General features: G+C 72.2%; 19 protein-coding genes. 15 read left to right on the forward strand and 4 right to left on the reverse strand.

Annotation, left to right across the window (positions count from 1 at the left end; genetic code table 11):
* Entirely contained in the window at positions 1-1,002 is a 1,002-nt protein-coding gene (locus BMW85_RS44995; protein ID WP_091093806.1) for an LLM class F420-dependent oxidoreductase, read from the reverse strand.
* A 126-nt stretch (positions 1,003-1,128) separates the two neighbouring features.
* Here BMW85_RS44995 and BMW85_RS45000 point away from each other — a divergent pair, with 126 nt between their 5' ends.
* On the forward strand, positions 1,129-2,514 hold the full coding sequence (locus BMW85_RS45000; protein ID WP_245775463.1) for a sulfatase family protein: 1,386 nt from the start codon (positions 1,129-1,131) through the stop codon (positions 2,512-2,514).
* Here the strand turns inward: BMW85_RS45000 and BMW85_RS45005 are convergent.
* Positions 2,508-3,185, reverse strand: coding sequence for a FadR/GntR family transcriptional regulator (locus BMW85_RS45005; RefSeq protein WP_245775464.1), 678 nt, complete (start codon positions 3,183-3,185; stop codon positions 2,508-2,510). The two genes, BMW85_RS45000 and BMW85_RS45005, sit on opposite strands and share 7 nt — an antisense overlap.
* Before the next feature lie 87 nt (positions 3,186-3,272).
* Here BMW85_RS45005 and BMW85_RS45010 point away from each other — a divergent pair, with 87 nt between their 5' ends.
* The 3 genes from BMW85_RS45010 to BMW85_RS45020 are packed head-to-tail and all read left to right on the forward strand — an operon-like array spanning position 3,273 to position 5,945.
* Complete coding sequence (locus tag BMW85_RS45010) at positions 3,273-4,004, forward strand: (Fe-S)-binding protein (RefSeq protein WP_091093810.1); 732 nt, start codon at positions 3,273-3,275, stop codon at positions 4,002-4,004.
* Positions 4,001-5,395 (forward strand): lactate utilization protein B, encoded by a 1,395-nt coding sequence (locus BMW85_RS45015; RefSeq protein WP_091093812.1) that lies wholly within the window; start codon positions 4,001-4,003, stop codon positions 5,393-5,395. The genes BMW85_RS45010 and BMW85_RS45015 overlap by 4 nt, the downstream gene beginning before the upstream one ends.
* Positions 5,382-5,945 carry a LutC/YkgG family protein gene (locus tag BMW85_RS45020; protein WP_091093814.1) on the forward strand — a complete coding sequence of 188 codons (564 nt, stop codon included), beginning with the start codon at positions 5,382-5,384 and terminating at the stop codon, positions 5,943-5,945. Before BMW85_RS45015 ends, BMW85_RS45020 begins: the two co-directional genes overlap by 14 nt.
* 12 nt (positions 5,946-5,957) lie before the next feature.
* Here BMW85_RS45020 and BMW85_RS45025 read toward each other — a convergent pair whose 3' ends face one another.
* Both BMW85_RS45025 and BMW85_RS49050 read right to left on the reverse strand, forming a co-directional pair.
* Complete coding sequence (locus tag BMW85_RS45025; protein WP_091093816.1) at positions 5,958-6,968, reverse strand: baeRF2 domain-containing protein; 1,011 nt, start codon at positions 6,966-6,968, stop codon at positions 5,958-5,960.
* Between the two features lie 3 nt (positions 6,969-6,971).
* On the reverse strand, positions 6,972-7,379 hold the full coding sequence (locus BMW85_RS49050; RefSeq protein WP_143082623.1) for a DUF2795 domain-containing protein: 408 nt from the start codon (positions 7,377-7,379) through the stop codon (positions 6,972-6,974).
* A 77-nt stretch (positions 7,380-7,456) separates the two neighbouring features.
* On the opposite strand from BMW85_RS49050, the gene BMW85_RS50115 reads away from it, so the two are divergent.
* From BMW85_RS50115 to ettA, 11 genes are all read left to right on the forward strand, one after another.
* Complete coding sequence (locus BMW85_RS50115) at positions 7,457-8,545, forward strand: GNAT family N-acetyltransferase (protein WP_177241213.1); 1,089 nt, start codon at positions 7,457-7,459, stop codon at positions 8,543-8,545.
* Positions 8,546-8,629: 84 nt separating this feature from the next.
* Positions 8,630-9,808: a bifunctional cobalt-precorrin-7 (C(5))-methyltransferase/cobalt-precorrin-6B (C(15))-methyltransferase gene (locus BMW85_RS45035; protein ID WP_091093819.1), complete on the forward strand. Its 1,179-nt coding sequence runs from the start codon at positions 8,630-8,632 to the stop codon at positions 9,806-9,808.
* 70 nt (positions 9,809-9,878) lie between these two features.
* A complete protein-coding gene (locus tag BMW85_RS45040) occupies positions 9,879-10,718 on the forward strand; it encodes a sirohydrochlorin chelatase (protein ID WP_091093821.1) in 840 nt (279 codons plus the stop codon).
* Between the two features lie 31 nt (positions 10,719-10,749).
* Entirely contained in the window at positions 10,750-11,826 is a 1,077-nt protein-coding gene (cobT, locus tag BMW85_RS45045) for a nicotinate-nucleotide--dimethylbenzimidazole phosphoribosyltransferase (protein WP_091093822.1), read from the forward strand.
* A 45-nt stretch (positions 11,827-11,871) separates the two neighbouring features.
* Entirely contained in the window at positions 11,872-12,867 is a 996-nt protein-coding gene (gene speB, locus BMW85_RS45050) for an agmatinase (protein ID WP_218156223.1), read from the forward strand.
* Between the two features lie 93 nt (positions 12,868-12,960).
* Entirely contained in the window at positions 12,961-14,193 is a 1,233-nt protein-coding gene (cobA, locus tag BMW85_RS45055) for a uroporphyrinogen-III C-methyltransferase (RefSeq protein WP_091093824.1), read from the forward strand.
* The gene (locus tag BMW85_RS45060) at positions 14,190-16,910 is read left to right on the forward strand and encodes a dynamin family protein (RefSeq protein ID WP_245775465.1); all 2,721 of its coding nucleotides are present in this window, start codon (positions 14,190-14,192) and stop codon (positions 16,908-16,910) included. Before cobA ends, BMW85_RS45060 begins: the two co-directional genes overlap by 4 nt.
* Positions 16,907-18,532 carry a GTP-binding protein gene (locus BMW85_RS45065; RefSeq protein WP_091093827.1) on the forward strand — a complete coding sequence of 542 codons (1,626 nt, stop codon included), beginning with the start codon at positions 16,907-16,909 and terminating at the stop codon, positions 18,530-18,532. The genes BMW85_RS45060 and BMW85_RS45065 overlap by 4 nt, the downstream gene beginning before the upstream one ends.
* 179 nt (positions 18,533-18,711) lie before the next feature.
* Complete coding sequence (locus tag BMW85_RS45070) at positions 18,712-19,269, forward strand: single-stranded DNA-binding protein (protein WP_091093829.1); 558 nt, start codon at positions 18,712-18,714, stop codon at positions 19,267-19,269.
* Positions 19,270-20,014: 745 nt separating this feature from the next.
* Positions 20,015-21,541: a GGDEF domain-containing protein gene (locus BMW85_RS45075; RefSeq protein ID WP_091093830.1), complete on the forward strand. Its 1,527-nt coding sequence runs from the start codon at positions 20,015-20,017 to the stop codon at positions 21,539-21,541.
* 280 nt (positions 21,542-21,821) lie between these two features.
* Positions 21,822-23,486 carry an energy-dependent translational throttle protein EttA gene (ettA, locus tag BMW85_RS45080; RefSeq protein ID WP_091093832.1) on the forward strand — a complete coding sequence of 555 codons (1,665 nt, stop codon included), beginning with the start codon at positions 21,822-21,824 and terminating at the stop codon, positions 23,484-23,486.
* Positions 23,487-23,505: the final 19 nt, after the last annotated feature.

Consider the following 23,505-nt stretch of genomic DNA (forward strand, 5'->3'; position numbering starts at 1 on the left):
CTACCCGAGGACCAGGTCGCGGACCAGTTTCAGCGTGGGCTCGTCGCGCGGGCCCATGACGAGCAGGCTCGTCACCGGGCTCTTGCGCCACAGCTCCAGCCGCTCCCTGATGCGGCCGGGCGGGCCGACGAGCGAGATGCCGTCGGCCAGCTCGTCGGGGATCGCCCGGAACGCCTCGTCCTTGCGCCCGGCCAGGTAGAGCGCCTGGATGTGCTCGGCGGCCTCGCCGTAGCCCATGCGGCCGATGATGTCGGCGTGGAAGTTGCGGTGCCGGGCGCCCATGCCGCCGATGTAGAGGGTGAGCATGAGCTTCACGCCGTCGAGCGCGGCCCGTACGTCGTTGGAGACCACCACCGTCACCATGGCCGCCACCTCGAAGCCGGCGGGGGCGCCGGCGAGCGCGCCGCCGTACATCTCCTCGATCTTCTCGGGGAAGGCGAACAGCGGCAGCCAGCCCTGGGCGATGTCGGCGGCGAGCGCGACGTTCTTGGGGCCCTCCGCGCCCAGGTAGACGGGGATGTCGGGGCGCAGCGGGTGGGTGATGAGCTTGAGCGGCTTGCCGAGGCCGTCAGGCAGCGGCAGCGGGTAGTGGGGGCCGTCGGCGGTGACCGGCTCCTCGCGGCGCCAGACCTTGCGCATGATCTCGACGTACTCGCGGGTCCTGGCGAGAGGTCTGGCGAACGGCTGGCCGTACCAGCCCTCGACGACCTGCGGGCCCGAGGCGCCCACGCCGAGCAGCAGCCGGCCGCCGGTCAGATGGTCGAGCGTCATGGCCGTCATGGCGGTCGTCACCGGCGGCCTGGCCGACAACTGCGCGACCGACGTGCCGAGCTTGATGCGGCTGGTGCGCGCGCCGTACCAGGCGAGCGGGGTGAACGCGTCGCTGCCGTACGCCTCGGCCGTCCACACCGAGTCGTAGCCGAGGCGCTCGGCCGCCAGCACGGATGCGGTCGCGTCGTCGGCGTTGCGCTGCCAGTAGCCCAACTGGAGCCCGAGCTTCATGTGACACCTCCGGAATTAAGTTCTATTACCCCCGTGAGGGGGCCGGGTGTCAATGGAGGATCCTCCGGGCAGTCACAGTCCGTGGTCAAAGGTCTCTGTCGCGTAGCGTGCGTCCTGCTCCTGCTGTTGCCCGCGGCCGAGCCCCTGGTGGCCGCGAGCGCGTCGCGGCCGAACATCGTCCTCATCGTCACCGACGACCTGGAGGCGGGCACACTGGCGTACTTCCCCCAGATCACCCGGCATCTGGTGCGCCGGGGGGCCACGTTCGACCGGTTCTTCGTGACGAACTCCTGGTGCTGCCCGTCGCGGGCGTCGATCCTGCGCTCCCAGTACGTCCACAGCCATGGCGTGCTCACCAACACCGCACCGGAGGGCGGTTTCGACCGCTTCCACACCCTCGGCCTGGAAGACTCCACCATCGGCACCTGGATGCAGTCGGCCGGCTACCGCACCGCGCTGATGGGCAAGTTCCTCAACCACTATCCGGGGCGCACCGCCACGGAGACGTACGTGCCGCCCGGCTGGAACGAGTGGGCCGTCCCGGTGACCAACCTCTACGAGGAGTACGGCTACCGGCTCAACGAGAACGGCGCCCTGACCGAGCACGGCTGGGGCCAGGAGGACTACCTGTCGGACGTGCTCGCCGACAAGAGCCGGCAGTTCATCAAGAGCTCGGACAAACCGTTCTTCCTCTACCTGGCGCCGATCGCGCCGCACAACCCGGCCAACCCCGCCTGGCGGCACGAGGAGGCGTTCCCCCACGTGACCGCGCCCCGGACGCCGTCGTTCAACCAGGCCGACGTCAGCGCCGAGCCGCTGTGGCTGCGCGGCAGGCTCCCGCTGTCGCAGGAGCAGATCGACGCCGTGGACCGCCGCCACCGCGCCAGGCTGCGCGCGATGCTCGGCGTGGACGACCTGGTCGGGGCCGTCGTCGACGCGCTGCGCGAGAGCGGGCACCTCGACGACACCTACATCATGTTCACCTCGGACAACGGCTTCCACCTCGGCACCCACCGGCTGCCGCAGGGCAAGACCACGCCGTACGAGGAGGCGATCAGGATCCCGCTGGTGGTGCGCGGGCCCGGCATCCGGCCCGGATCGAGGATCGGCCAGATGGGCGCCACCGTCGACCTCGCGGCGACCGTCGCCGACCTGGGCGGGGCCACGCTGCCTCCGTTCGCCGAAGGGCGGTCGTTGAAGCCGCTGCTCAAGGGGTGCAAGCCGGCGGTGTGGCGGCACAACGCGCTCATCGAGTTCCACCGGCCCACCAACCGGTCGTCGGCGCGGCAGACGCCGGTGCCGGACTACACCGCGCTGCGCACCGAGCACTACACCTACGTCCGCTACGCCACCGGCGAGAAACAGCTCTACGACCTGCGGACGGATCCGTACGAGCTGCAGAACCTCGCGGCCACGGCCGACGCCAAGCTACTGGCGAACCTGGACACCAGGTTGGACACGATGGCACGCTGCTCGGGCGCGAGCTGCCGCCAGGCCGACGCCCTTCAGTGAGTGAACAGCTCGGGGTAGGCGTCGGCGAGGTGCTCCGACACGGCCGCGGCGGCCTCGCCGGGGTCGCCCGCCTCGATCGCGGCCAGGATGCGGACGTGGCCGGCGCGCAGGATCGCGGTGTCGCCGAGGCGTTCGACCGCCTCGACCGAGAATTTGCGCATCGTGTCCCGGAGTGAGCGCATGACGGCGGAGACGAGCCGGTTGCCGGAGGCGTCCGCGAGCGCGCAGTGGAAGGCGGTGTCGTGCTCGACGAACTCCTCGGCGGTGCGCGCCGCGTCCATGCCGGCGAGGGCGGCGGCCAGCGCCTCGCCGCCGGCGCGGGCGGAGGCGGCGCGGGCGGCGGCCCACTGCTCGATCATGTGCCGGGTGTCGATGACCTCGCGCAGCTCCAGGGTGGCGAGGCCGAGGTGCAGCCGCAGCAGGCCGGTCAGGGCCGAGTCGGGGCGGGCGATCAGCACCGCGCCCGCGTCGGGACCCCGTCCGACCTGGGAGGAGACCACGCCCAGCGTCTCCAGCACGCGCATCGCCTCGCGCACGGACGAGCGGCTGACGCCGAGCTGTTCGGCGAGCCGGCGCTCGGCGGGCAGGCGGTCCCCGGCCGTGAGGCCGTCCTCGGCGATGCGCCGCTCGATCTGCGCGAGCACGTCCTCGAACGTGCGCGTGCGCTTCACCGGACCCCACCCACTGCCGTCCACCCGGGCCTCCCTGCTATGGTCTGACCATATTGTGGTCAGACCATACCTTTCGAGAGGAGAGGCGTGCGAGTCGCCCTGTTCATCACGTGCGTGAACGACACGCTCTTCCCCGGCACCGGCAAGGCCGTGGTGTCCCTGCTGCGCAGGCTCGGCTGCGAGGTCGACTTCCCCGCCGCCCAGACGTGCTGCGGTCAGATGCACGTCAACACCGGCTACCGCGCGGAGGGGGTGCGCCTGGCCCGGCACTTCACCGAGGTCTTCGCCGGGTACGACGCCGTGGTGGCCCCGTCGGGCTCGTGCGCGGCCATGGTCCGCGAGCAGTACCCCAAGCTGGCCCGGCCGGGCAGCAAGGGGGCCGCGGCGATCGCGGAGGTCGCGCCCAAGGTGTACGAGCTGTCGGAGTTCCTGATCGACGTGCTCAAGGTCGAGGACGTGGGCGCGTACTTCCCGCACCGCGTCACCTACCACCCGACCTGCCACTCGCTGCGCGGCCTGCGGCTCGGCGACCGGCCCGCCCGGCTGCTGCGCCACGTGCGCGGCCTGGAGCTGGTGCCGCTGCCCGGGGCGGAGGAGTGCTGCGGCTTCGGCGGCACGTTCGCGGTGAAGAACCCGGCGGTCTCGGCGGCGATGGGCGCCGACAAGACCCGCAACATCATGGACACCGGCGCCGAGGTGCTGTGCGCGGCCGACAACTCGTGCCTCATGCACATCGGCGGCACGCTGAGCCGCCAGAAGACGGGCGTGCGGACGATGCACCTGGCCGAGATCCTGGCGTCCACGGAGGAGAGCCAATGAGCGCGACATTCCTCGGCATGCCCGGAAATTTCCCGGAAAACTCGCAGAAGGCCGTTCAGGACTCCCAGCTCCGCTACAACCTCCGCAAAGCCACTCACACCATCCGCGGCAAGCGGGCCGACGTCGTCGGCGAGCTGCCCGACTGGGCGGAGCTGCGCGCCGCCGGCAAGGCCATCAAGGACCACACGCTGCGCAACCTCGACCGCTACCTGGTCCAGCTCGAACGGGCCGTCCAGGACGCGGGCGGCACCGTCCACTGGGCGCGCGACGCCGCCGAGGCCAACCGCATCGTCACCGGCCTGGTCAAGGCCACCGGCGAGCGCGAGGTCGTCAAGGTCAAGTCGATGGCCACCCAGGAGATCGAGCTCAACCAGGCGCTGGCCGCCGAGGGCATCACCGCGTACGAGACCGACCTCGCCGAGCTGATCGTGCAGCTCGGCGACGACTTCCCCAGCCACATCCTGGTGCCCGCGATCCACCGCAACCGGTCGGAGATCCGCGAGATCTTCCTGGAGAAGATGCCGGAGACCCCCGCAGGGCTCACCGACGACCCGCCCGCGCTGGCCGAGGCCGCCCGGCTCCACCTGCGCGAACGTTTCCTGCGCAGCAAGGTCGCGATCTCCGGGGCCAACTTCATGGTGGCCGAGACCGGCACGCTGGTCGTGCTGGAGTCCGAGGGCAACGGCCGCATGTGCCTCACCCTGCCCGAGACGCTGATCAGCGTGGTGGGGATCGAGAAGCTCCTGCCCACCTGGCGGGATCTGGAGGTGTTCCTCCAGCTGCTGCCCAGAAGCTCCACAGGTGAGCGGATGAACCCGTACACCAGCATGTGGACCGGCGCGGTCGAGGGCCAGGACTTCCACCTCGTGCTGCTCGACAACGGCCGCACCGGCGTGCTCGCCGACGAGGTCGGCCGCCAGGCGCTGCGCTGCATCCGCTGCTCGGCCTGCCTCAACGTGTGCCCGGTCTACGAGCGCGCGGGTGGCCACGCCTACGGCTCCGTCTACCCGGGCCCGATCGGCGCCATCCTCACCCCGCAGCTGCGCGGCATGGGCTCCGAGCTGGACGCCTCGCTGCCGTACGCCTCCAGCCTGTGCGGCGCCTGCTACGACGTCTGCCCGGTCGCCATCGACATCCCCGAGGTCCTGGTGGACCTGCGCGCCAAGGCCCCGCACGCGGCGGCCGAGAAGGCCGGCATGAAGGTCGCCGGCTGGATACTCGACGACCACCGGCGGCTGGCCGCGGCCCAGCGGCTCGCGTCCAAGGTGCGCGGGCTGGTGCCGAAGAAGCGGCTGCCCGGCCCGATGTCGGCCTGGACCGACACCCGGGACGTGCCGGAGATCCCGGAAGAATCGTTCAGAGACTGGTGGGAGCGGAATGAGCGCGCGTGAGGAGATCCTGGCCCGGATCGCCAAGGCCGTGGCGGGCACCGAGGACGTCGAGATCCCTCGCGACTACCGCACCCAGGCTGCGACCGGCGATCTCGTCGAGCTGTTCGCGGAGCGGGTGGACGACTACCGGGCCGTCGTCCACGTCCTGCCGGCCGCCGAGGTGCCCGGCTGGATCAAGGAACGCCTGGCCGGCCGCCGCATGATCGTCCCCGACGGTTTCGACCTGGACGGGCACGAGAGCTGGCCCGACCTGCACACCGCCGACGGGGTCGTCACCGGCTGCGCCGTCGGCGTCGCGCTGACCGGCACGATCGTCCTCGACCACGGCCCCGGCCAGGGCACGCGCGCCCAGACGCTGGTGCCCGACTACCACCTGTGCGTGGTGCGGGCCGACCAGATCGTCTCCTCGGTGCCCGAGGCCGTCGCCCGGCTCGACCCGGCCCGGCCGCTCACCTGGATCAGCGGCCCGTCGGCCACCAGCGACATCGAGCTCAACCGGGTCGAGGGCGTGCACGGCCCCCGCACCCTCGAAGTGATCATCAGTACCTGAGCGCCGTGGCCGTCAGTACCTCAGCACCGCCGCCACGTCCTTGACGCCGTCCGTGAACCACAGCTCGGCGTCCGTCATCGCGGTGGCCCTGACCAGGGCGGCGTCCGCGCGCTCGCGCACCGGCTCGGCCACGCCCCAGTGCCGCAGCTCGCCCCGGTCGGTGTCGAGCTGGGCGCCGCCCTCGCCGATCCAGATCGGCTCCGGCCGCTCGCCGGGCAGCAGCAGCGCCTGCACCCGCCCGTCGCGCAGCGCCCGCGCCACCTGCGACAGGCCGACAGGACCGCCGCTCTCCTGGTGGCGCTCCAGCAGCTCGGCGCGGCGGCGGTCGAGCCAGTCGTCGAGCGCCTGCTCGACGTCCTCCTCGAACTGGCCGTGGTCGGAGCGGCTGCCGTGCTCGACCATCACCACCCGGTCGGTCGCCTTGGTGCCGAGGTGGTGCATCAGGTACGAACGGGACTTCGGCTCGCCGGCCACGATGATCAGCTCGGTGCCGAGGCGGCGTACCTGCTCGTCGATCTCGTGCGCGACCGCCTGCGCGTTCTGCTCCCAGGCGTTCTCGACGGACACCTCGTAACGGCGCTGCGACCAGCCGCCCTGCGCGGTCTTCTGCAGCGGCCAGGTGGTGGCCGCCACCGTACGCTTGCGTGGGGCCCCGCTCCCGTAAACCGTCAGCTCCGCCCCCGCGTGGTCCACGATGACCCGCAGGTGCGGCACGTTCTCGCCGCGCTCCAGCAACATCGGCGCGACGTTCGGCAGCAGGGACCAGGTCGCCCGCTCGTACGGCGGCCGCGACAGCGGCTCGGCCAGCACCACCTCGCCGTGCGCGGCGAACAGCGCCTGCCCCGCGGCCGCCCGCTCGGCCACCTCCTCGAGCGCCGCGACGGTCGCCGGGTCCACCCCGTCGAGCGCGTCGCGCACGCTGTGCCAGTGCGTCTCACGCTCCGGGCCGGTCAGCGCCCCCAGGTAGACGGAGGCGTACGGGCCCCGCCGCTCGTACAGCGGCCGGATGAAGTCGAGGCGCACCCGTCACCACCTCCGCTTCTCCACGCCGAGCCCGAGCGCCTCGCCCACGTCGGCCATGTTCGTGTACTCCCGCTCGGGAAGTGAGCGCACCATGTCCGTCACCCGGTCGGGGGCGTCCGCCTCCTCCGCCTGCCGGACCAGGTCCGCCTTCGACTTGGGCCAGTGGGTGTCGCTCAGCCACTTGGCCAGGTCGGCGCGCGCGTCCACGCTCCGCCCCGTCATGCCTTCCGGCACGCCGGGCTCGTGGCCGGGCGGGTACGACCGCATGGATTCCTCGCCTGCTGCCGGCATGGACTCGGGCTCCTTCCACTCCTCGGCGTGCGTCGTGCCGCCGCCGCGCATCATGCCCTCGGTCTCGTGCTTCTGCTGGCCGTCCAGACGGGGGCCGTGCTTGTCGCTCCCACGTTGCATGTTCGCGTCACCTCTCTCCTCAGCGCCCCTACCCCCGCTTTCGTGGGCAAACATCGCCGCTGTGTACCCTGCCGTGCGTGTTCGATGCCGACATCACCATCGCGACGGCCCGCCTGACCCTGCGGCCGTTCGCCCCCCAGGACGCGGCGCGGATCCGGTCGATCGTGGGGTCCGGCGCGGCCTTCCTGCCCCCCGGCGCGCCCGCCAAGGCGTCCGGCGTCGAGCAGTGGCTCGACCGGGGCGTGCACGAGCTGCGCAGGTCGGGGCAGGGCGTGCACCTCGCGATGATCGACCTGGACGGCCTGGTCGTGGGGGCCATCAGCCTCTTCAAGACCTCATGGGAGGCCGGTACGACCGAGGTCGGCTACGGCGTGCACCCGCTGTACCGGGGCCGCGGCCTGGCCACCGAGGCCCTGCGCGGCCTCACCGAATGGGTCTTCGACAGGACCCGGCTGCGCCGGATCGACCTGACCGCCAACCTGGACAACCTGCCGTCGCTGCGCGTCGCCCAGAAAGCGGGCTTCACCTGGGAGGGCGTGCTGCGCGGCGCGGTCCTGGAGGACGACGGTCCGCACGACCTGGTCGTGTTCGGCCTGCTGCGGGGCGACGGCCGTTCTCCGGCCGCCATCCTGCCGCGCGCCGAGCTGCGCACGCCGCGCCTGCTCCTGCGCGCGCCCGAGCCCGCCGACGCGGCCGACCTGGCCGCCACCGGAGCCGACCCGCTCACCCAGGCCAGGACCGGCGTGCCGCGCGGCTACAGCGTCGAGCACGCGCTCGCCTTCATCGACCACGCCGAGCGGGTACGCGTCCGCGGCGCCGGCATCGCCTGGTCGGCGATCGAGCAGGCGACCGGCCGCTTCGCCGTCAACGTGGACCTGCGCGACGTCGACTGGAGCCACCGCACCGCCGAGATCGGCTACATGACCGCTCCCTGGGCGCGCGGCAACGGCTACGCGGGCGAGGCCGTGCTCGCGGTCGCGCGCTGGCTGTTCGAGCGGCAGGGCTTCAGCCGGCTCCAGCTCCGCGCCGCCGTGAACAACCCGCAGTCGCAGCGCGTCGCCGAGAAGGCCGGCTTCGTCCGCGAGGGCGTGGCCCGCGCCGCGCTCGTGGGCGAGGACCTGGCCGTCTTCAGCCTCCTGCCGTCGGACCTGGAGTTTCCCGCGTAGCCGGAAGGCACGCCGTACTGGCTCTCGCACCCCTTTGTGAAACCCGCCGGCAACCGTCACCCTTGAAGGGGAGGTGGAGGCACGATGATCACGGTTGTCGGCTGGGACGGGACCGAGCTGCCGCCCGCCGCGCTCGACCGGCTGCGCGAGGCCGCCCTCGTCGTGGGCCCCGACGTCCTGCTCGGCCGGCTCACGCTCAACGCCGCGACCGTGGCCGACGGCGCGCTGCTCCAGGCGCTGGACGACCATCTCGAGAACGGCGACGGTCTCGCGGTCGTGATCGCCGAGGGCGATCCCGGGTTTTTCGGCGTCGTACGCACGTTGCGGGCGCGCGGCCTCAAACCGGACGTCCTGCCCGCGACCTCGCTGGTCACCCGGGCCTTCGCCTGCGCCGGGCTCAACTGGGAGGACGCGCTGGTCGTCGCGCCCGCCGGCCCCCACCAGCTCGGCAGGGCCGTCAACGCCTGCCGCGCCCACCCTAAGGTCGCGCTGCTGGTCGCGCCCGGCGTCGGCCCCGCCGAGCTGGCCCGCGAGCTGGCCCCCACCACGCCCCGCGCGCTCATCGTCTGCGAGGACCTCGGCGGGCCCGAACAGCGGGTCACGCACAGCCGCATGGGCGAGGCCACCACCCGGCCGTGGAAGGACCCCGACGTCGTCCTCGTCCTCGACCCGCTCCACCAGGCCAAGGAGCCGGGCTGGGTGGCGGGGGCGCAGCCGGGTCCCGCCGAGTGGGCGCTGCCGTTCGAGGGGGGCGGGCTGCCGCCCGAGGTGCGGGCGTACGTGCTGGCCAAGCTCGGCCCCCGCCTCGGCGACCTCGTCTGGGACGTCGGCGCGGGCGTCGGAGAGATCGCCGTCGAGTGCGCCAGGCACGGCGCGGCCGTCGTCGCCGTCGAACGCGAGGAGGCCAACTGCGCCCGGCTGCGCGCCAACGTGCTCGCCCACGGCGTCAAGGTCGCGCTCACCCGGGGCCAGGCCCCGCCCGCGCTGGAGCCCCTGCCCGACCCCGACGCCGTGTACGTCGGCGGCGGCGGGGCCGACGTGGTGGCGGCCTGCGCCGCGCGCCGCCCGCGCTCGCTGGTGTGCGCGCTGCGCACCGTCGAGCAGGTCTCGGCCGTGCTCGACCGGCTGCGCGAGCACGGCTACCGTGGCACGGGCACCCAGATCATCGCCTCGGCGCTGACCGTCAACCTCGACGGGACGCACCGCCTGGCCGCCGCCGACCCCGTTTTCGTCGTCCACGCGACCCCCGCGCACGGAACGTGACCTGTTCCCTACTGCCGCGCATCGGTTATCCTCGCGTGTCCTTGTCCACCGCACCGGAGATTCCCTCACCATGAAGCCGCCGCTCCTGCTGATCGGGCAGGGCTCGCACGATGACGCCTACGCCGCGGAGTTCGGCAGGTTCGTACACCGGCTCCGCTGCCGCCTCGACCGGACGGCCGTCGACGTCTCCGGCGGCTACCTGGAGCGCGCCACGCCGGGGCTGAGCGACTCCGTCGCCTCCCTGGTCGCGAGGGGCCACCACCGGCTCGTCGCCCTGCCGCTCAGCCTCAGCAGGACGAGCGACGACCTCGGCGCCGCCATGGAACGCGAACAGCAGCGCCACCCCACCCTCATGTACGACTACGGCCGCCCGCTCGGCCCCGACCCCCGCGTGCTGTCGCTGCTGGCCGAGCGGCTCACCGAGGCCGCCGCCGACCTGTCCAAGCCGCGCGCGCTGGAGCCCGCGGGCGCCCGCCCCCGGCTGCGCGCCGTGGACACCCCCGTCGACGAGGACCTGCACGTCGAGCCGGGCGAGACCGGCATCGTGCTGGTCGGCGAGGGCTCGACGGACCCGGCGGCCAACGCCGAGATCCACCGCGTGTCCCGGCTGTTCTGGGAGACGCACGCCTACGACTTCATGACCGTCGAGACCGCGTTCGTGTCGGTCACGCCCCCCGGCGTGCCCGGCGGGCTCGAACGCTGCCGCCGCCTCGGGGCCAGGCGCGTGATCGTGGTGCCTTACCTGCTCTTCGCGGGCGGCATGCTGGAGCGCGTGTGGGCGCAGGCGCTGGCGTACGGCGCCGGCCACCCCGATCTCGACATTCGCTGCGCCGAGGTGATCGGCGACTGCGAGCCCCTGGCCGACGTCGTCATCGAGCGTTACGAGGAAGCCCTCCAGCTCGTCCACTGATCCCCCAGATCCTTCTTCCCGGAGGTACGCCGTGCTGGCCGAGACCCTCGCCGCGATCCGCGCCGCCGACCCGGTGGCGATCGCCGAGGCCCGAGCGTTCCAGGACCGCCTCACCAAGCCGCGCGGCTCGCTCGGCGTGCTGGAGGACGTCGCGGTCCGCCTGGCCGGCGCGGCCGGCGCCTGCCCGCCGCCCCTGCCCGCCCCGGCCGCGCTGGCCATCTTCGCGGCCGACCACGGCGTGCACGCCGCGGGGGTCACGCCCTGGCCGCAGGAGGTCACCGTGCAGATGGTGGCCAACTTCCTGGCCGGCGGCGCGGTCGCCAACGCCTTCGCCGCCCAGGCCGGCGTCCCTGTCACCGTCGTGGACGTCGGCGTCGCCGCCGACCTGCCCGACGCGCCCGCCCTGGTCAAGCGGAAGGTCGGCTACGGCACCGCCGACCTGTCGCGCGGGCCCGCCATGACCGTCGACCAGGCCGTCAGGGCCATGGAGGCGGGCATCACGGTCGCCCGCGACCTGGTGGCGGGCGGGGCCCGCTGCCTGATCACCGGCGACATGGGCATCGCCAACACCACCGCCTCGGCCGCCCTCATCTCCGTCTTCACCGGCGCCGACCCGGCCGAGGTGACCGGCAGGGGCACCGGCATCGACGACGAGACGTACGAGCGGAAGGTCGGGATCGTCCGCGAGGCGCTGCGCGTGAACGGCCTCGACGGCGGCACGCTCGGTTCCTCGGCCAGCGAGGCGTTGCGGGCGCTGGCCGCCGTCGGCGGGTTCGAGCACGCCGCGCTCGCCGGCTTCATACTCGGCGGCGCGGCGGCCCGCGTCCCGGTGCTGCTCGACGGCGTGATCGCCGGGGCCTCGGCCCTGGTCGCCGCCGCCCTCGACCCGTCCGCGCTCGACCACTGCGTGGCCGGGCACCGCTCGGCCGAGCCCGGCCACGCCGCCGCGCTCGCCCGTCTCGGGCTGCGTCCTCTGGTGGACCTGGAGCTCCGGCTCGGCGAGGGCACCGGAGCGCTGCTGGCCCACCCCGTGCTGTGCGCGGCCGTACGGGTGATGCACGAGGTCGCGACGTTCGACTCGGCGGGGGTCACCGAGAAGCCCGTGTAAGGATGGTGCTCACTGGAGGTGAGCCTGTTGTCCCGATACGGCGCTATGTACGGCCCGGATTACACGTTCCTGGGGGTGGACCGCTGCGACCTCGGGGATCCCGCGTCCTACGAGGGCGCCGACGTCGTGATCCTGGGCGCCCCTTTCGACGGCGGCACCTCACACCGGCCGGGCGCCAGGTTCGGCCCGCAGGCGCTGCGGCAGGCGTGCTACCTGCCGCACGACGGATCACGTCCCAGCCTGGCGCTGCGCGTGGACGCGCTGAAGGACCTGCGCGTGCTCGACGCCGGCGACGTCGAGTGCTACTCGGGCGACGTCGAGAACTCCTTGCAGGTCATCGAGGACGCCGTGCACCGGATCGCGGCCTCCGGGGCGGTGCCCCTGGTGCTGGGCGGCGACCACACGATCGCGCTGCCCGACGCGCGCGGCACGGCCAGGGCGCACCTCCCCGGCCGCACCTCGATGATCCACTTCGACGCGCACGCCGACACCGGCGACATCACCTTCGGCCACCTGTACGGCCACGGGCAGCCCATGCGGCGGCTCATCGAGTCAGGCGCCATCCGCGGCGACCGGTTCCTGCAGATCGGCCTGCGCGGCTACTGGCCCGAGCCGGAGACGCTGTCGTGGATGGCCGGGCAGCGGATGCGCTCGTACGAGATGACCGAGATCGTCGCCCGCGGCCTGGACGAGGTGCTGACGGAGGCGTCCGCGATCGCGCTGGACGAGTGCGACCAGATCTTCCTGTCGGTCGACATCGACGTCTGCGACCCGGGCCACGCTCCCGGCACCGGCACGCCCGAGCCCGGCGGCCTGACGGCCCGCCAGCTCCTCGACGCCGTACGCCGCATCTGCTACGAGCTGCCCGTCGCCGGCATGGAGCTGGTGGAGGTGGCACCGCCGTACGATCACGCGGACATCACCGCCTTCCTCGGCAACCGGGTTATCCTTGAGGCTCTGTCAGCGATGGCCAGACGCCGCAAGGACGACGAGGGCGGGCCGCGCTGGGATCCGCGTCAGCCGCTTCTCGACGGTCGTTGACTTGTTCCCGTTAACCTGTGCGCAGTAAATGAAGGATGCGAAGCCGGTAGGTTTACCTCTTAACACAACCTGCGCGAACGGGAGATTTCCCCCATGGGTCCCTACCTCCTCGGCCTGCGGCTTTCCGGCCGCCGGGTGCTCGTCGTGGGCGGCGGCCGCGTCGCCCAACGGCGGGTGCCCGCGCTCCTGGAGGCCGGTGCGGAGGTCACGGTCGTCTCGCCGAGCGTGACCCCGGCACTCGACGACCTCATCGCCGCCGGGCGGATCATCTGGCACGCCCGGCCCTACGAGGTCGGCGACTGCGACGGCGCCTGGCTCGTCCAGGCGTGCACCGACGACAGGTCCGTCAACACCGCCGTCGCCGCCGAGGCGGAGGCCAAGCGCGTGTGGTGCGTGCGCGCCGACGACAAGGACGCCGCCGCCGCCTGGACCCCCGCCAGCGGGCGCGTCGGCGAGATCAGCGTGGCCGTCACCGCGGGCGGCGACCCCAGACGGGCCGCCGGCATCCGCGACGCCGTGGTCGAGGCCCTGCGCGACGGCACCGTCGACGCCCGCCGCAACCGCACCAAACCCGTCGGCGTCGCCCTCGTCGGCGGCGGCCCCGGCGATCCCGGGCTCATCACCGTACGCGGGCGGCAGCTCCTCGCGCAGGCCGACGTGGTCGTCGCCGACCGGCTCGCGCCGCGCGCCCTGCTCGACGAGCTCGCCCCCGACGTCGAGCTGATCGACGCCGCCAAGGTCCCCTACGGCCGCTCGCTGTCCCAGGAGACGATCAACGACATCCTGGTGGACCGCGCCAGACAGGGAAAGTTCGTGGTGCGGCTCAAGGGCGGCGACCCGTTCGTCTTCGGGCGGGGCGGCGAGGAGATGATCGCCTGCGCGGAGGCCGGCATCCCGGTGCTCGTCGTCCCCGGCATCACCAGCGCCGTCGCCGTCCCCGCGGCGGCCGGCGTCCCGGTGACCCACCGGGGGGTCAGCCAGGAGTTCCACGTCATCTCCGTGCACGTGGCGCCCGACGACGAACGCTCCACCGTCGACTGGCCCGGCCTGGCCCGTTCCCAGGGCACGCTGGTGCTCCTGATGGCCGTCGAGCGGCTGCCGAAGGTGGCCGAGGCGCTCCTTCGAGACGGACGTTCGCCGGATACTCCCGTAATGGTGGTGCAGGACGGTACCCTTCCGACGCAGCGGGCGGTCGTCGCTTCGCTTTCCACCGTGGCCGACCGCGTGTCCGCGGCTGGGATACGACCGCCGGCGATCGTCGTCGTCGGGGACGTCGTCAGGGTCGGCCAGGAGGTCGAGATGGTTCGAGCGGAGCGCCTGCCGTGAACACGGCCATGGATGACGGGCGGCCGGAGTCGCTGGGGGAGCAGACACTGTCGTTCCCCTCGATAAGCGACGACGACACCTTCGACGCCTTCACCCCCACCGGGGATGCCAAGAAGAACCCCGCGGACACACCCCGCGAGCCGCGCCGGCCCCGCGACGCCCAGGAGCCCCGCGAACGACGGCCCGGCGAGGCGGAGCACGTACGCGAACTACGCCGCGCCGTCGAGCCGCAGCAGGGCCGGGAGCCTCAGCAGAGCCGCGAGCCACAGCAGGTTCAGGGCCGGGAGCCGCAGCAGGGCCGGGAGCCGCAGCAGGCGCACGAGCCACTTCCCAGGCGTCGCCCCACGTCCCCCAACCGCCCGGCCTTTCCCGGGCACCCCGCCACGGGCGCCCTTGAGGGCCAAGGCGGGCCGAGCGAGGTCAACCTCTTCGGCGCCCCGGCCAAGCCCGCCGAACGCGTCGACTTCTTCACCCCCCGCAAGCCCGCCGCCGACACTTCCCCCGCCCCAGAGGACACCCCCTCAGCGGACCGCCCCGCCCCCGGCGGCCCCTCCCTCTTCACCAGACCCGCCGCCCTGAACGTCCCACCCACCGACGACCAGCCCAGCGCCGTGGACCAGGGGGTCGCCACCGACCCGTCCACTGACGACGAGGCAAGCTCTCCAGAGGACCTGAGCCCGTCGGAGGACTCGGACACCTCACCAGACCTCCCCCCATCCGAGGACCCCGCCCCCTCGACCGACGCCGTCTCCTCCGGGGACGCTGACGTCTCCGCCGACCCGGATCCGTCGGCAGAACCGGACGAGCCAGAAGCTGAGCCGCACGACGGCGAAGAGCCCACCCCCGCCCCGTCCGCAGAAGCCGCCGCACCCGCGGACGACCCCTTGGCGGAGAACGCCTTCCGCCAGGCCGAGGCCACCACCCTCGACGAGGGCGAGGAAGACGACGAAGGCGAAGGCGAAGGCGCGGAAAAGGACACGGAAGAGGACACGGAGAAGGACGCCGCCTCCGGCGAGCAGCCGCCCGCCGACGGCACCCGTACCGAAGCCCTCCCACCGGAGACCGTGAAAGCGCTGACCGCCGCGCTCGACCAGCTCCGCGAGAGCATCACCGACCTTCGCCTGGGCCTGGACCTCCCCGGCGTCAAGGAGGCCAGGCAAACCCGCACCGACATCCTGGCCCAGCTGGACAACTACGTCCTGCCCAGGGTGCGGACCAGCACGGCCCCCGCCCTGATCGTGGTGGCCGGCTCCACCGGCGCGGGCAAGTCCACGCTGGTCAACAGCCTCGCCGAGCGCAACGTCTCCCGCACCGGCATCCGCCGCCCGACCACCGGCACCCCCGTCCTGGTGTGCCATCCGGACGACCGCCAGTGGTTCGCCGAGGGCGAGCTGCTCGGCACCGTACAGCGGCTCGACCAGCCCGAGCCCACCGCCAACCGGGGCGGCGGCGCGGGCACGGGCACCAACGACGGCCTGGTCCTGGTCTCGACCGAGAAGCTTCCGCAGGGCGTGGCGCTGCTCGACACCCCCGACATCGACTCGGTCGTCGAGGAGCACCACGAGATCGCGCACCGCATGCTCGACGCCGCCGACCTGTGGATCTTCGTGACCACGGCGGCCCGTTACGCCGACGCCCCCGCCTGGAGCCTGCTCAAGCTGGCCAAGGAGCGCGGCGCCCGGCTGGCGATCGTGCTGTCGCGAGTGCAGCCGAAGGCGGTGGACGTCGTGCAGAAGCACTTCGTCCGCATGCTCACCGAATACGGTCTGGGCGACATCGACCGGTTCGTCATCCACGAGTCGGAGGTCACCGACGGCAGGCTGCCCGACAGCGAGGTCACCGACCTGCGCCTGTGGCTGGCCGAGCTGTCGGTCGACGAGGAGCGGCGCGCCCAGGCCGTCCGCGAGACGCTCAATGGCGTCCTCGACAGCTTCCGCACCCGCGTACCCGCGCTGGCCAAGCACCTGGAGGCGCAGGTCGCGTTCCGCGCTGAGCTGCGCAAGGACGTGGAGGCCGCGTTCTTCGGCGCGCTGAGCGACATCGACAAGGCGGCGAGGAGCGGTTCGCTGCTACACGGCGAGGTGCTGGCCCGCTGGCAGGACTTCGCCGGCTCTGGCGACCTCATGCGCTCGCTGCAGCTCCGCCGGCGCGGCCGGGCGGCCAGGCAGGCGCCGGAGCGGGTGACCGCGTTCAGGGCGGCGATCCGCACCGGCCTGGAGTCGGTGATCGTCGCCGCCGCCAACCGCGCCACGGCCGAGGTCGTCGCGCGCTGGCGGCACCGCGCCGAGCTGGGCGGCAAGCTCGGCGAAGGGCTCGACCACCCCTCCGACACGCTCGTACGCAACGCCGGGCGGGCCATCGCGTCCTGGCAGGATCACCTGGGCGAGCTCGTACGGACCGAAGGCGTGGCCAAGCGCTCGGTGTCGAAGATCGTGTCGTTCGATCCCGACTCGCTGGCCCTGATCTTCACGGTCGCCATGTTCAGCGGCGCGAACGGCGAGGGCGTGCCGCACCGCCTGGTCAACGCCCTGCTCGGCGCCGAGTCGTTGCGCGGCATCGGCGCGAAGGCGCTGAGCGACCTGCGGGCCAGGATCGGTATGTTGTTCGACGAGGAAGCCATGCGTTACGTGCAAGCGCTCGACTCCGCGGGCGTGCCCGACGAGTCCGCTGCGACCCGCCTCTACCAGGCGACTTACAACCTTGAGGTCGCTCGATGACCACCACGACCACCCCCAGGCCGGGGCTCGCCGCGCGGCTGACCGCGCTCACCAAGGTGGTCGAGGTGGGCGCGGGCCGGCTCGACAAGAAGCTGCTCGACGAGGCGACGGCGCTGCTGCAGCGGGCCGGCGAACGCCTCAAGCTCTCCTCCGAGCACACCGTCGTCGCGCTCGCGGGCGGCACGGGCAGCGGCAAGTCGTCGTTGTTCAACGCCATCTCGGGGCTGGAGCTGTCGCCCACAGGCGTACGCCGGCCGACCACCGGCCGCACGCACGCCTGCGTGTGGGGGGAGGACGGTTCCGCGCCGCTGCTCGACTGGCTGCAGATCCAGTGGCGGCACCGCTTCTCCCGGGCCAGCGCGCTCGACAAGGGCGACACCCAGCTCAACGGGCTCGTCCTGCTCGACCTGCCCGACCACGACTCGATCAGGGCGCTCACCGACACCGAGGCCGACCGGCTCATCGGCCTGGCCGACCTGGTCGTGTGGGTGCTCGACCCGCAGAAGTACGCCGACGCCTCCACCCACCGGCGCTACGTCACCGAGCTGGCGGGGCACGACGCGGTCACCGTGTTCGCGCTCAACCAGGCCGACAAGCTCGCCACCGAGGAGCTGGCCGAGCTGCTCATCGACCTCAACGACCTGCTGCGCCGCGAAGGCGTCGAGCACCCGAGCGTGGTGCCGACCTCGGCGGTCACCGGGCGGGGCGTCGAGAGCCTGAAGAGCGTCATCGCCACCGCCGTCTCCCGCCGCCGCGCCGCGATCCAGAAGCTGGAGGCCGACCTGCAGCGGCTGGAGCAGCGCATCGCCGAGACCATGCCGCTCGGCGAGTCACTGTCCGCGCCCGCCTCCGTGGACGAGGCCCGCCGCATGGGCCTGACGGACGCGCTGTGCGACGCGGTCGGCGTCCCGGCGGTGGGCGAGGCCATGGAGAACGTCTACGCCGAGCGTTCCGGCAAGTGGGTGGGGTGGCCCTACCCGCGCTGGATCGACAGGTTCCGCGCCGACCCGCTGAAGAGCCTTCGGCTGGAGGACGTCAGCGAGGAGATCCGCGGGATCACGACCGGCTCGGTGAGCGCGCAGTCGGCCGAGGTCGCCAACGCGGTGCACGCCCTGGCCGACGGTCTGTCCATGAACATGCACCCCGTGTGGCGCACCGCCGTCCGGCAGGCGGCGAAGTCGCGGGCCAAGCAGCTGCCCAAGGCGCTGACCGAGGACCTGACGGAGGTGGCCCCCCGCCTCGACCACGTGCCCGGCTGGTGGTGGGCGCTCAAGGTGTGGCAGTACGCGCTGGTGGCGGCGTTCCTGGCGGGCGTGGTCTGGCTGGCGGCCGGGCTGCTCATGCCGGGCTCGCTGCCGTCGTCGCTGGAGCTGCTGGGCGACAGCGCGACGCTGCCGTGGGTGGGCCTCATGATGGCCTCGGTGCTGGGGCTGGGCGTCCTGTCCGGCATCGCGGCCCGCAACTTCGTGGAGCTGGGGGCCTCGCGGGAGCGCGAACGCCTCGAACGCGAGATGCGCCGCCGGGTCGCCGCCGTGTCGGCCACGATGGTCGTCGAGCCCGTCGAACGCGAGCTGGCCCGCCACCACACGTTCTACACGGCGCTGCGCGACCTGTCCGCCTGACCTCGCGCCTTCCTCCCGGCCACGGGTGGGGGCGTGAGCGGGGGGCGTGCGCCCTTCGCCCGAACGCCTCCATCCACAGAATCCCGTTCGCCCGCCCGTGGCCGCCGCCGTCTGCGGCACCTTGTCACCAGGCCGCGGGCACCCCGCCCGCCGCCGTCCGCAGCAGGGGAAGGCACAGGATGAACGACATCTACATCACGCTCACCGGCAACGTCGCAGCAGAGCCCAGGCAATACACCTTCGAGGACGGCCTCAGGGTCACCTCGCTGAGGGTGCTCACCTCACATCGCTACTTCGACAAGAAGACCGGCCAGTGGACGGACGGCGACCGCGTCTGCTTCACGGTCCGCTGCTGGCGCGCCCTCGGCGACAACGTCGCCACGTCCGTACGGGCCGGGCAGCCCGTCGTGGTGTCCGGCAGGCTGCGCATCCGCGAGTTCGGCCCGGAGGGCGACCGCCGTTTCATGCCGGAGATCGAGGCCAGCGCCGTGGGCCATGACCTGCGCTGGGGCACCGGCGCCTTCACCAAGCCCGAGCGGGGCGGCGGCACGACCTCGATGAGCAAGGAGATGCGCGACCGCCTCGACGAGGAGACCCAGGACTGGGCCATGGCCACGCGCCCCGGCCGCGCCTCTTCGCCCAACGTACGCATCCTCGGCGCCCCCGACCAGGAGCAGCCCGACCTCTTGGACGACGACACCGAGACACACACGACGGAGGAACGAGCGGCAGCCTAGCCCGGCTACTGCTGTGTGGCGCGGGGCTGACGTACGGGCAGGCCGGCAGCGTGCCACCCGGGCTGGCCACCGCGCCCGGCAGCGTGCAACCCGGCCCGGCCACGCGCGCCAGCGTGCGACCTGGCCGAGCTGCGCGGGCCAGGTGGCACGGGCCGGGTTGGGCGGGCCAGCCTGCGCAGTCCCGTTCGCCGTGTCCCGTCAGCCGGTCGCATTCGCCGGTCCTGTCCCCCGGTCCTGTCCCCCGGTCCCGTCAACCGGCCCTGCCAACCGGTCCGCCCCCGGTGCCGTCTGCCGGCTCCGTCCACCGGTCCCGTTCGCTGGGTGCGTTGGCGTGGGCCGGTTCGCGCGAGAGCGGCGGGCGGCGGCGGGCGGAGGGCGACAGCGGGCGGCGTACGGCTGCGGGTATGGAACGCCCTGACCCGCTCCCAGGCGGACAACCGGCCGTTCAGGCAGGGGCCGCCGCCGAAGGAGCGGGGGGAGATGGGCGGGGAAAGCTGGGGGAGGGGGGGCATCGGCCAGGCCCGTTCCTTCACCCCGAGGGCGGCCGATCACGTGTTCACCAGCATTAAATCCCGAGAGAGCATCTATCAGGTCCAGATGACGCCCCGCACCATGGCTGCTCCTTTCCGGCACGGCCCGCTCCCGGAGTGAGCAGGCACGGTCCATGCCAACGTATAGGTTCCCATCGCACAACGCACACTCCGCAATTATTGTGTTACACATCGTTAGTTAGGGAGGAGACGAGATGGCGGCGACCAGTCACGCCTCGATCCAGCCTCGCCACGGTGTGTCAACACTGGTCGGCCGCTGGCCGTTGCTCGGGCAACGCCGGGCGCTCGTGATCTACCTGGCCGCGATGGTCGCCCTCGACCTCGTCGCGATCACGGTGTTCGCGGTAACACTGGACTTCCGGTGGCCGGACGTCTACACCTTCGCCGCTCTCATGGGCTGCGGCGCGGTCTGCATCGAGGCGACCCGGCGGCTCGGCGTGCCGGCCGGAGTCTCACGCGACCTGCTGTCGGCCTGGTGGTTGCCGGTGGCGCTGCTCCTGCCGCCGCTCTACGCGCTGTTCGCGCCGATCGTCCTGCAGGCGCTCCTACAGGTACGGGTCCGGGCGACCGTCCTCTACCGGCGGGTCACCAGTGCGGCCGCCATCGGCCTGGCGGGATGCACGGCTTCGGTGCTGTTCCATCGTTTCGTCGCGGAGCCGGGGCTGCTGTCGCAGGGGAGCGGACCGCCGATCATCTTCGCGGTCTTGGCCGCCGTCCTCTTCGCGCTGCTCAACATCGCCCTCATCGCCATCGCAGCCCTGACCGCCGAGCCGGACATGGGCTGGCGCGAGGTCCTCTGGGACAAAGAGAGCCTCCTGCTCGACATCGTCGAGTTGTGTCTGGGCATCTCCGTCGCGATCGTCTGCGGGCTCAACCTGGCCCTGCTCCTGCTCGCCCTGCCGCCTGTCGTCCTGCTGCAACGCAGCCTGCTGCACGCTCAGCTCCAGGCGGCGGCGCGCACCGACGCCAAGACCGGGCTGCTCAACGCCGCCGCCTGGCATCGCGAGGCCGACATGGAGATCGTCCGGGCGCGGCGCACGGGCGCGAGTCTGGCCCTTCTGATCATCGACATCGACCATTTCAAACGCGTCAACGACGCCCACGGTCACCTGGCCGGCGACCAGGTGCTCGTCGGGGTGGCGTCCACGTTGCGCGGCCAGCTTCGCGAGTACGACGTGGTGGGCCGCTTCGGCGGCGAGGAGTTCGTGGTGCTGCTGCCGGGCGCCGACGCCCACGAGGCCCGCCGTGTCGCCGAGCGCCTGCGCACCCGCATCCGCCATCTGGCCGTCCCCGCCGATGACACCCTGATCAGGGTCACCGTCTCGACCGGCGTGGCTCTGATGTACGTCCACGGCGACGACCTCATCGAGTTGCTGGCCGCTGCCGACCTGGCTCTCTACCGTGCCAAGGAGCTGGGCCGCGACCGTGTCTGCGTGTCCGTCATCCAGCCCCAGCCCGGCTCCCCGCCCGACGAGCAGCCCCATCCGGAGCCCCATCCCCTCCCCGAGCCCGGTCCGCATCCACACCCCGAGATCCCGCCTCAGTCCCAATCCCAGATCCAGGCCCCGTCCCTGCCTCTGTCTCCCTCGTCGCCTCCTCAGGCTCTGCCTCGATCGCAGTCCCAGCCCCAGCACCAATTCGACCCCGACTCCGCCCCTCGTCTCGGCCCTGACCTCGACCCTCCGCCCCTGCCCGGATCTCAGCCCCAGCCCCAGCCCTAGGCCGGGTTTCGGCCTCAGCATCGGGCCCGGTCTCAGGCCCAGAGTGAGCGTCAGATTTCGGTTCAGCCCCAGGTCCAGGTCCGTTCTCTTCCTCGGCCCGAGGTCTGCGAGCTGCCGTCGGAGGAGGGCGCTCGAACTCAACAGGTGTCCCTCCTGTCTCCGAAGACCTCCGCTTCCGTCAGGGCATCGCGTACGTGCCGTCGGGGGTGCGGAGCAGGGAATTCGGGGCGGTGGGGAGGAGCGGCGGAAGCCTGGGTCAGGAGCCCCTAAGCTAGGGGGCATGCCGGAGTACATCTACACGCTGCAGCGCGTGCGTAAGGCGCACGGCGACAAGGTGGTCCTTGACGACGTCACGCTGTCCTTCCTGCCCGGAGCCAAGATCGGTGTTCTGGGGCCGAACGGCACCGGGAAGTCCACGCTGCTCCGGATGATGGCCGGTTTGGAGCAGCCGTCCAACGGTGATGCGCGGCTCATGCCCGGGTTCACGGTGGGCATGCTCCAGCAGGAGCCCCCGCTCAACGAGGAGAAGACGGTCCTCGGCAACGTGCAGGAGGGCGTCGCCGAGACGATGGCGATGCTCCAGCGCTTCAACGAGATCGCCGAGCAGATGGCCACCGACTACAGCGACGAGCTGATGGACGAGATGGGCAAGCTGCAGGACCAGTTGGAGCACCGCAACGCCTGGGACCTCGACAGCCAGCTCGAGCAGGCGATGGACGCCCTGCGCTGCCCGCCGCCCGACGCCGACGTGACCACGCTGTCCGGTGGTGAGCGCCGCCGGGTCGCGCTGTGCAAGCTGCTGCTGGAGGCCCCCGACCTGCTGCTGCTCGACGAGCCCACCAACCACCTCGACGCCGAGAGCGTGCAGTGGCTGGAGCAGCACCTGGAGAAGTACGCCGGCACCGTGCTGGCCGTCACCCACGACCGCTACTTCCTGGACAACGTGGCGGGCTGGATCCTGGAGCTCGACCGCGGCCGGGCCTACGCCTACGAGGGCAACTACTCGACCTACCTGGAGGCGAAGGCGCAGCGGCTCAAGGTCGAGGGGCAGAAGGACGTCAAGCGCAAGAAGCGCCTGGAGGACGAGCTGGAGTGGGTCCGCTCCAACCCGAAGGCCCGCCAGACCAAGAGCAAGGCCCGTCTCCAGCGGTACGAGGAGATGGCGGCCGAGGCTGACAAGTTCCGCAAGCTGGACTTCGACGAGATCCAGATCCCGCCGGGCCCGCGTCTCGGCACCACGGTCATCAGGGCCGACGAGCTCACCAAGGGCTTCGGCGACCGGCTGCTGATGGAGGGCTTGACGTTCGACCTGCCGCGCAACGGCATCGTCGGCATCATCGGCCCCAACGGCGTCGGCAAGACCACGCTGTTCCGGATGATCACCGGCAGCGAGACGCCCGACAAGGGGTCGATCACGGTCGGCGACACGGTCAAGATCTCGTACGCGGACCAGAGCCGCGGCGGCATCGACCCGAACAAGAACGTCTGGGAGGTCGTCTCCGACGGGCTCGACCACATCAAGGTCGGCAACGTCGAGATGCCGTCGCGGGCCTACATCGCGGCGTTCGGGTTCAAGGGCCCCGACCAGCAGAAGAAGGCCGGGGTGCTGTCGGGCGGCGAGCGCAACCGGCTCAACCTGGCGCTCACCCTCAAGCAGGGCGGCAACGTGCTGCTGCTGGACGAGCCGACCAACGACCTCGACACCGAGACCCTGTCGTCGCTGGAGAACGCGCTGCTCGACTTCCCGGGCTGCGCGGTCATCACCTCGCACGACCGGTGGTTCCTCGACCGCATCGCCACGCACATCCTGGCGTGGGAGGAAGGGTCGAACTGGTTCTGGTTCGAGGGCAACTACGCCGACTACGAGAAGAACAAGGTCGAGCGGCTGGGTGCGGACGCGGCGCGTCCGCACCGGGTGACGTATCGCAAGCTGCACCGCGACTAGCGAGCGGCAGCGCGCCCGG

This window comes from Nonomuraea wenchangensis, assembly GCF_900111685.1.
In the GTDB taxonomy this organism is placed as follows: domain Bacteria; phylum Actinomycetota; class Actinomycetes; order Streptosporangiales; family Streptosporangiaceae; genus Nonomuraea; species Nonomuraea wenchangensis.

Excerpts from the sequence above, each read along its gene's own strand:
- BMW85_RS44995 (WP_091093806.1), bottom strand. The coding sequence starts at position 1,002 with ATGAAGCTCGGGCTCCAGTTGGGCTACTGGCAGCGCAACGCCGACGAC.
- BMW85_RS45015 (WP_091093812.1), top strand. The coding sequence starts at position 4,001 with ATGAGCGCGACATTCCTCGGCATGCCCGGAAATTTCCCGGAAAACTCG.
- BMW85_RS45020 (WP_091093814.1), top strand. The coding sequence starts at position 5,382 with ATGAGCGCGCGTGAGGAGATCCTGGCCCGGATCGCCAAGGCCGTGGCG.
- BMW85_RS49050 (WP_143082623.1), bottom strand. The coding sequence starts at position 7,379 with ATGCAACGTGGGAGCGACAAGCACGGCCCCCGTCTGGACGGCCAGCAG.
- BMW85_RS45035 (WP_091093819.1), top strand. The coding sequence starts at position 8,630 with ATGATCACGGTTGTCGGCTGGGACGGGACCGAGCTGCCGCCCGCCGCG.
- BMW85_RS45040 (WP_091093821.1), top strand. The coding sequence starts at position 9,879 with ATGAAGCCGCCGCTCCTGCTGATCGGGCAGGGCTCGCACGATGACGCC.
- speB (WP_218156223.1), top strand. The coding sequence starts at position 11,872 with ATGTACGGCCCGGATTACACGTTCCTGGGGGTGGACCGCTGCGACCTC.
- cobA (WP_091093824.1), top strand. The coding sequence starts at position 12,961 with ATGGGTCCCTACCTCCTCGGCCTGCGGCTTTCCGGCCGCCGGGTGCTC.
- BMW85_RS45065 (WP_091093827.1), top strand. The coding sequence starts at position 16,907 with ATGACCACCACGACCACCCCCAGGCCGGGGCTCGCCGCGCGGCTGACC.
- BMW85_RS45070 (WP_091093829.1), top strand. The coding sequence starts at position 18,712 with ATGAACGACATCTACATCACGCTCACCGGCAACGTCGCAGCAGAGCCC.
- BMW85_RS45075 (WP_091093830.1), top strand. The coding sequence starts at position 20,015 with ATGGCGGCGACCAGTCACGCCTCGATCCAGCCTCGCCACGGTGTGTCA.
- ettA (WP_091093832.1), top strand. The coding sequence starts at position 21,822 with ATGCCGGAGTACATCTACACGCTGCAGCGCGTGCGTAAGGCGCACGGC.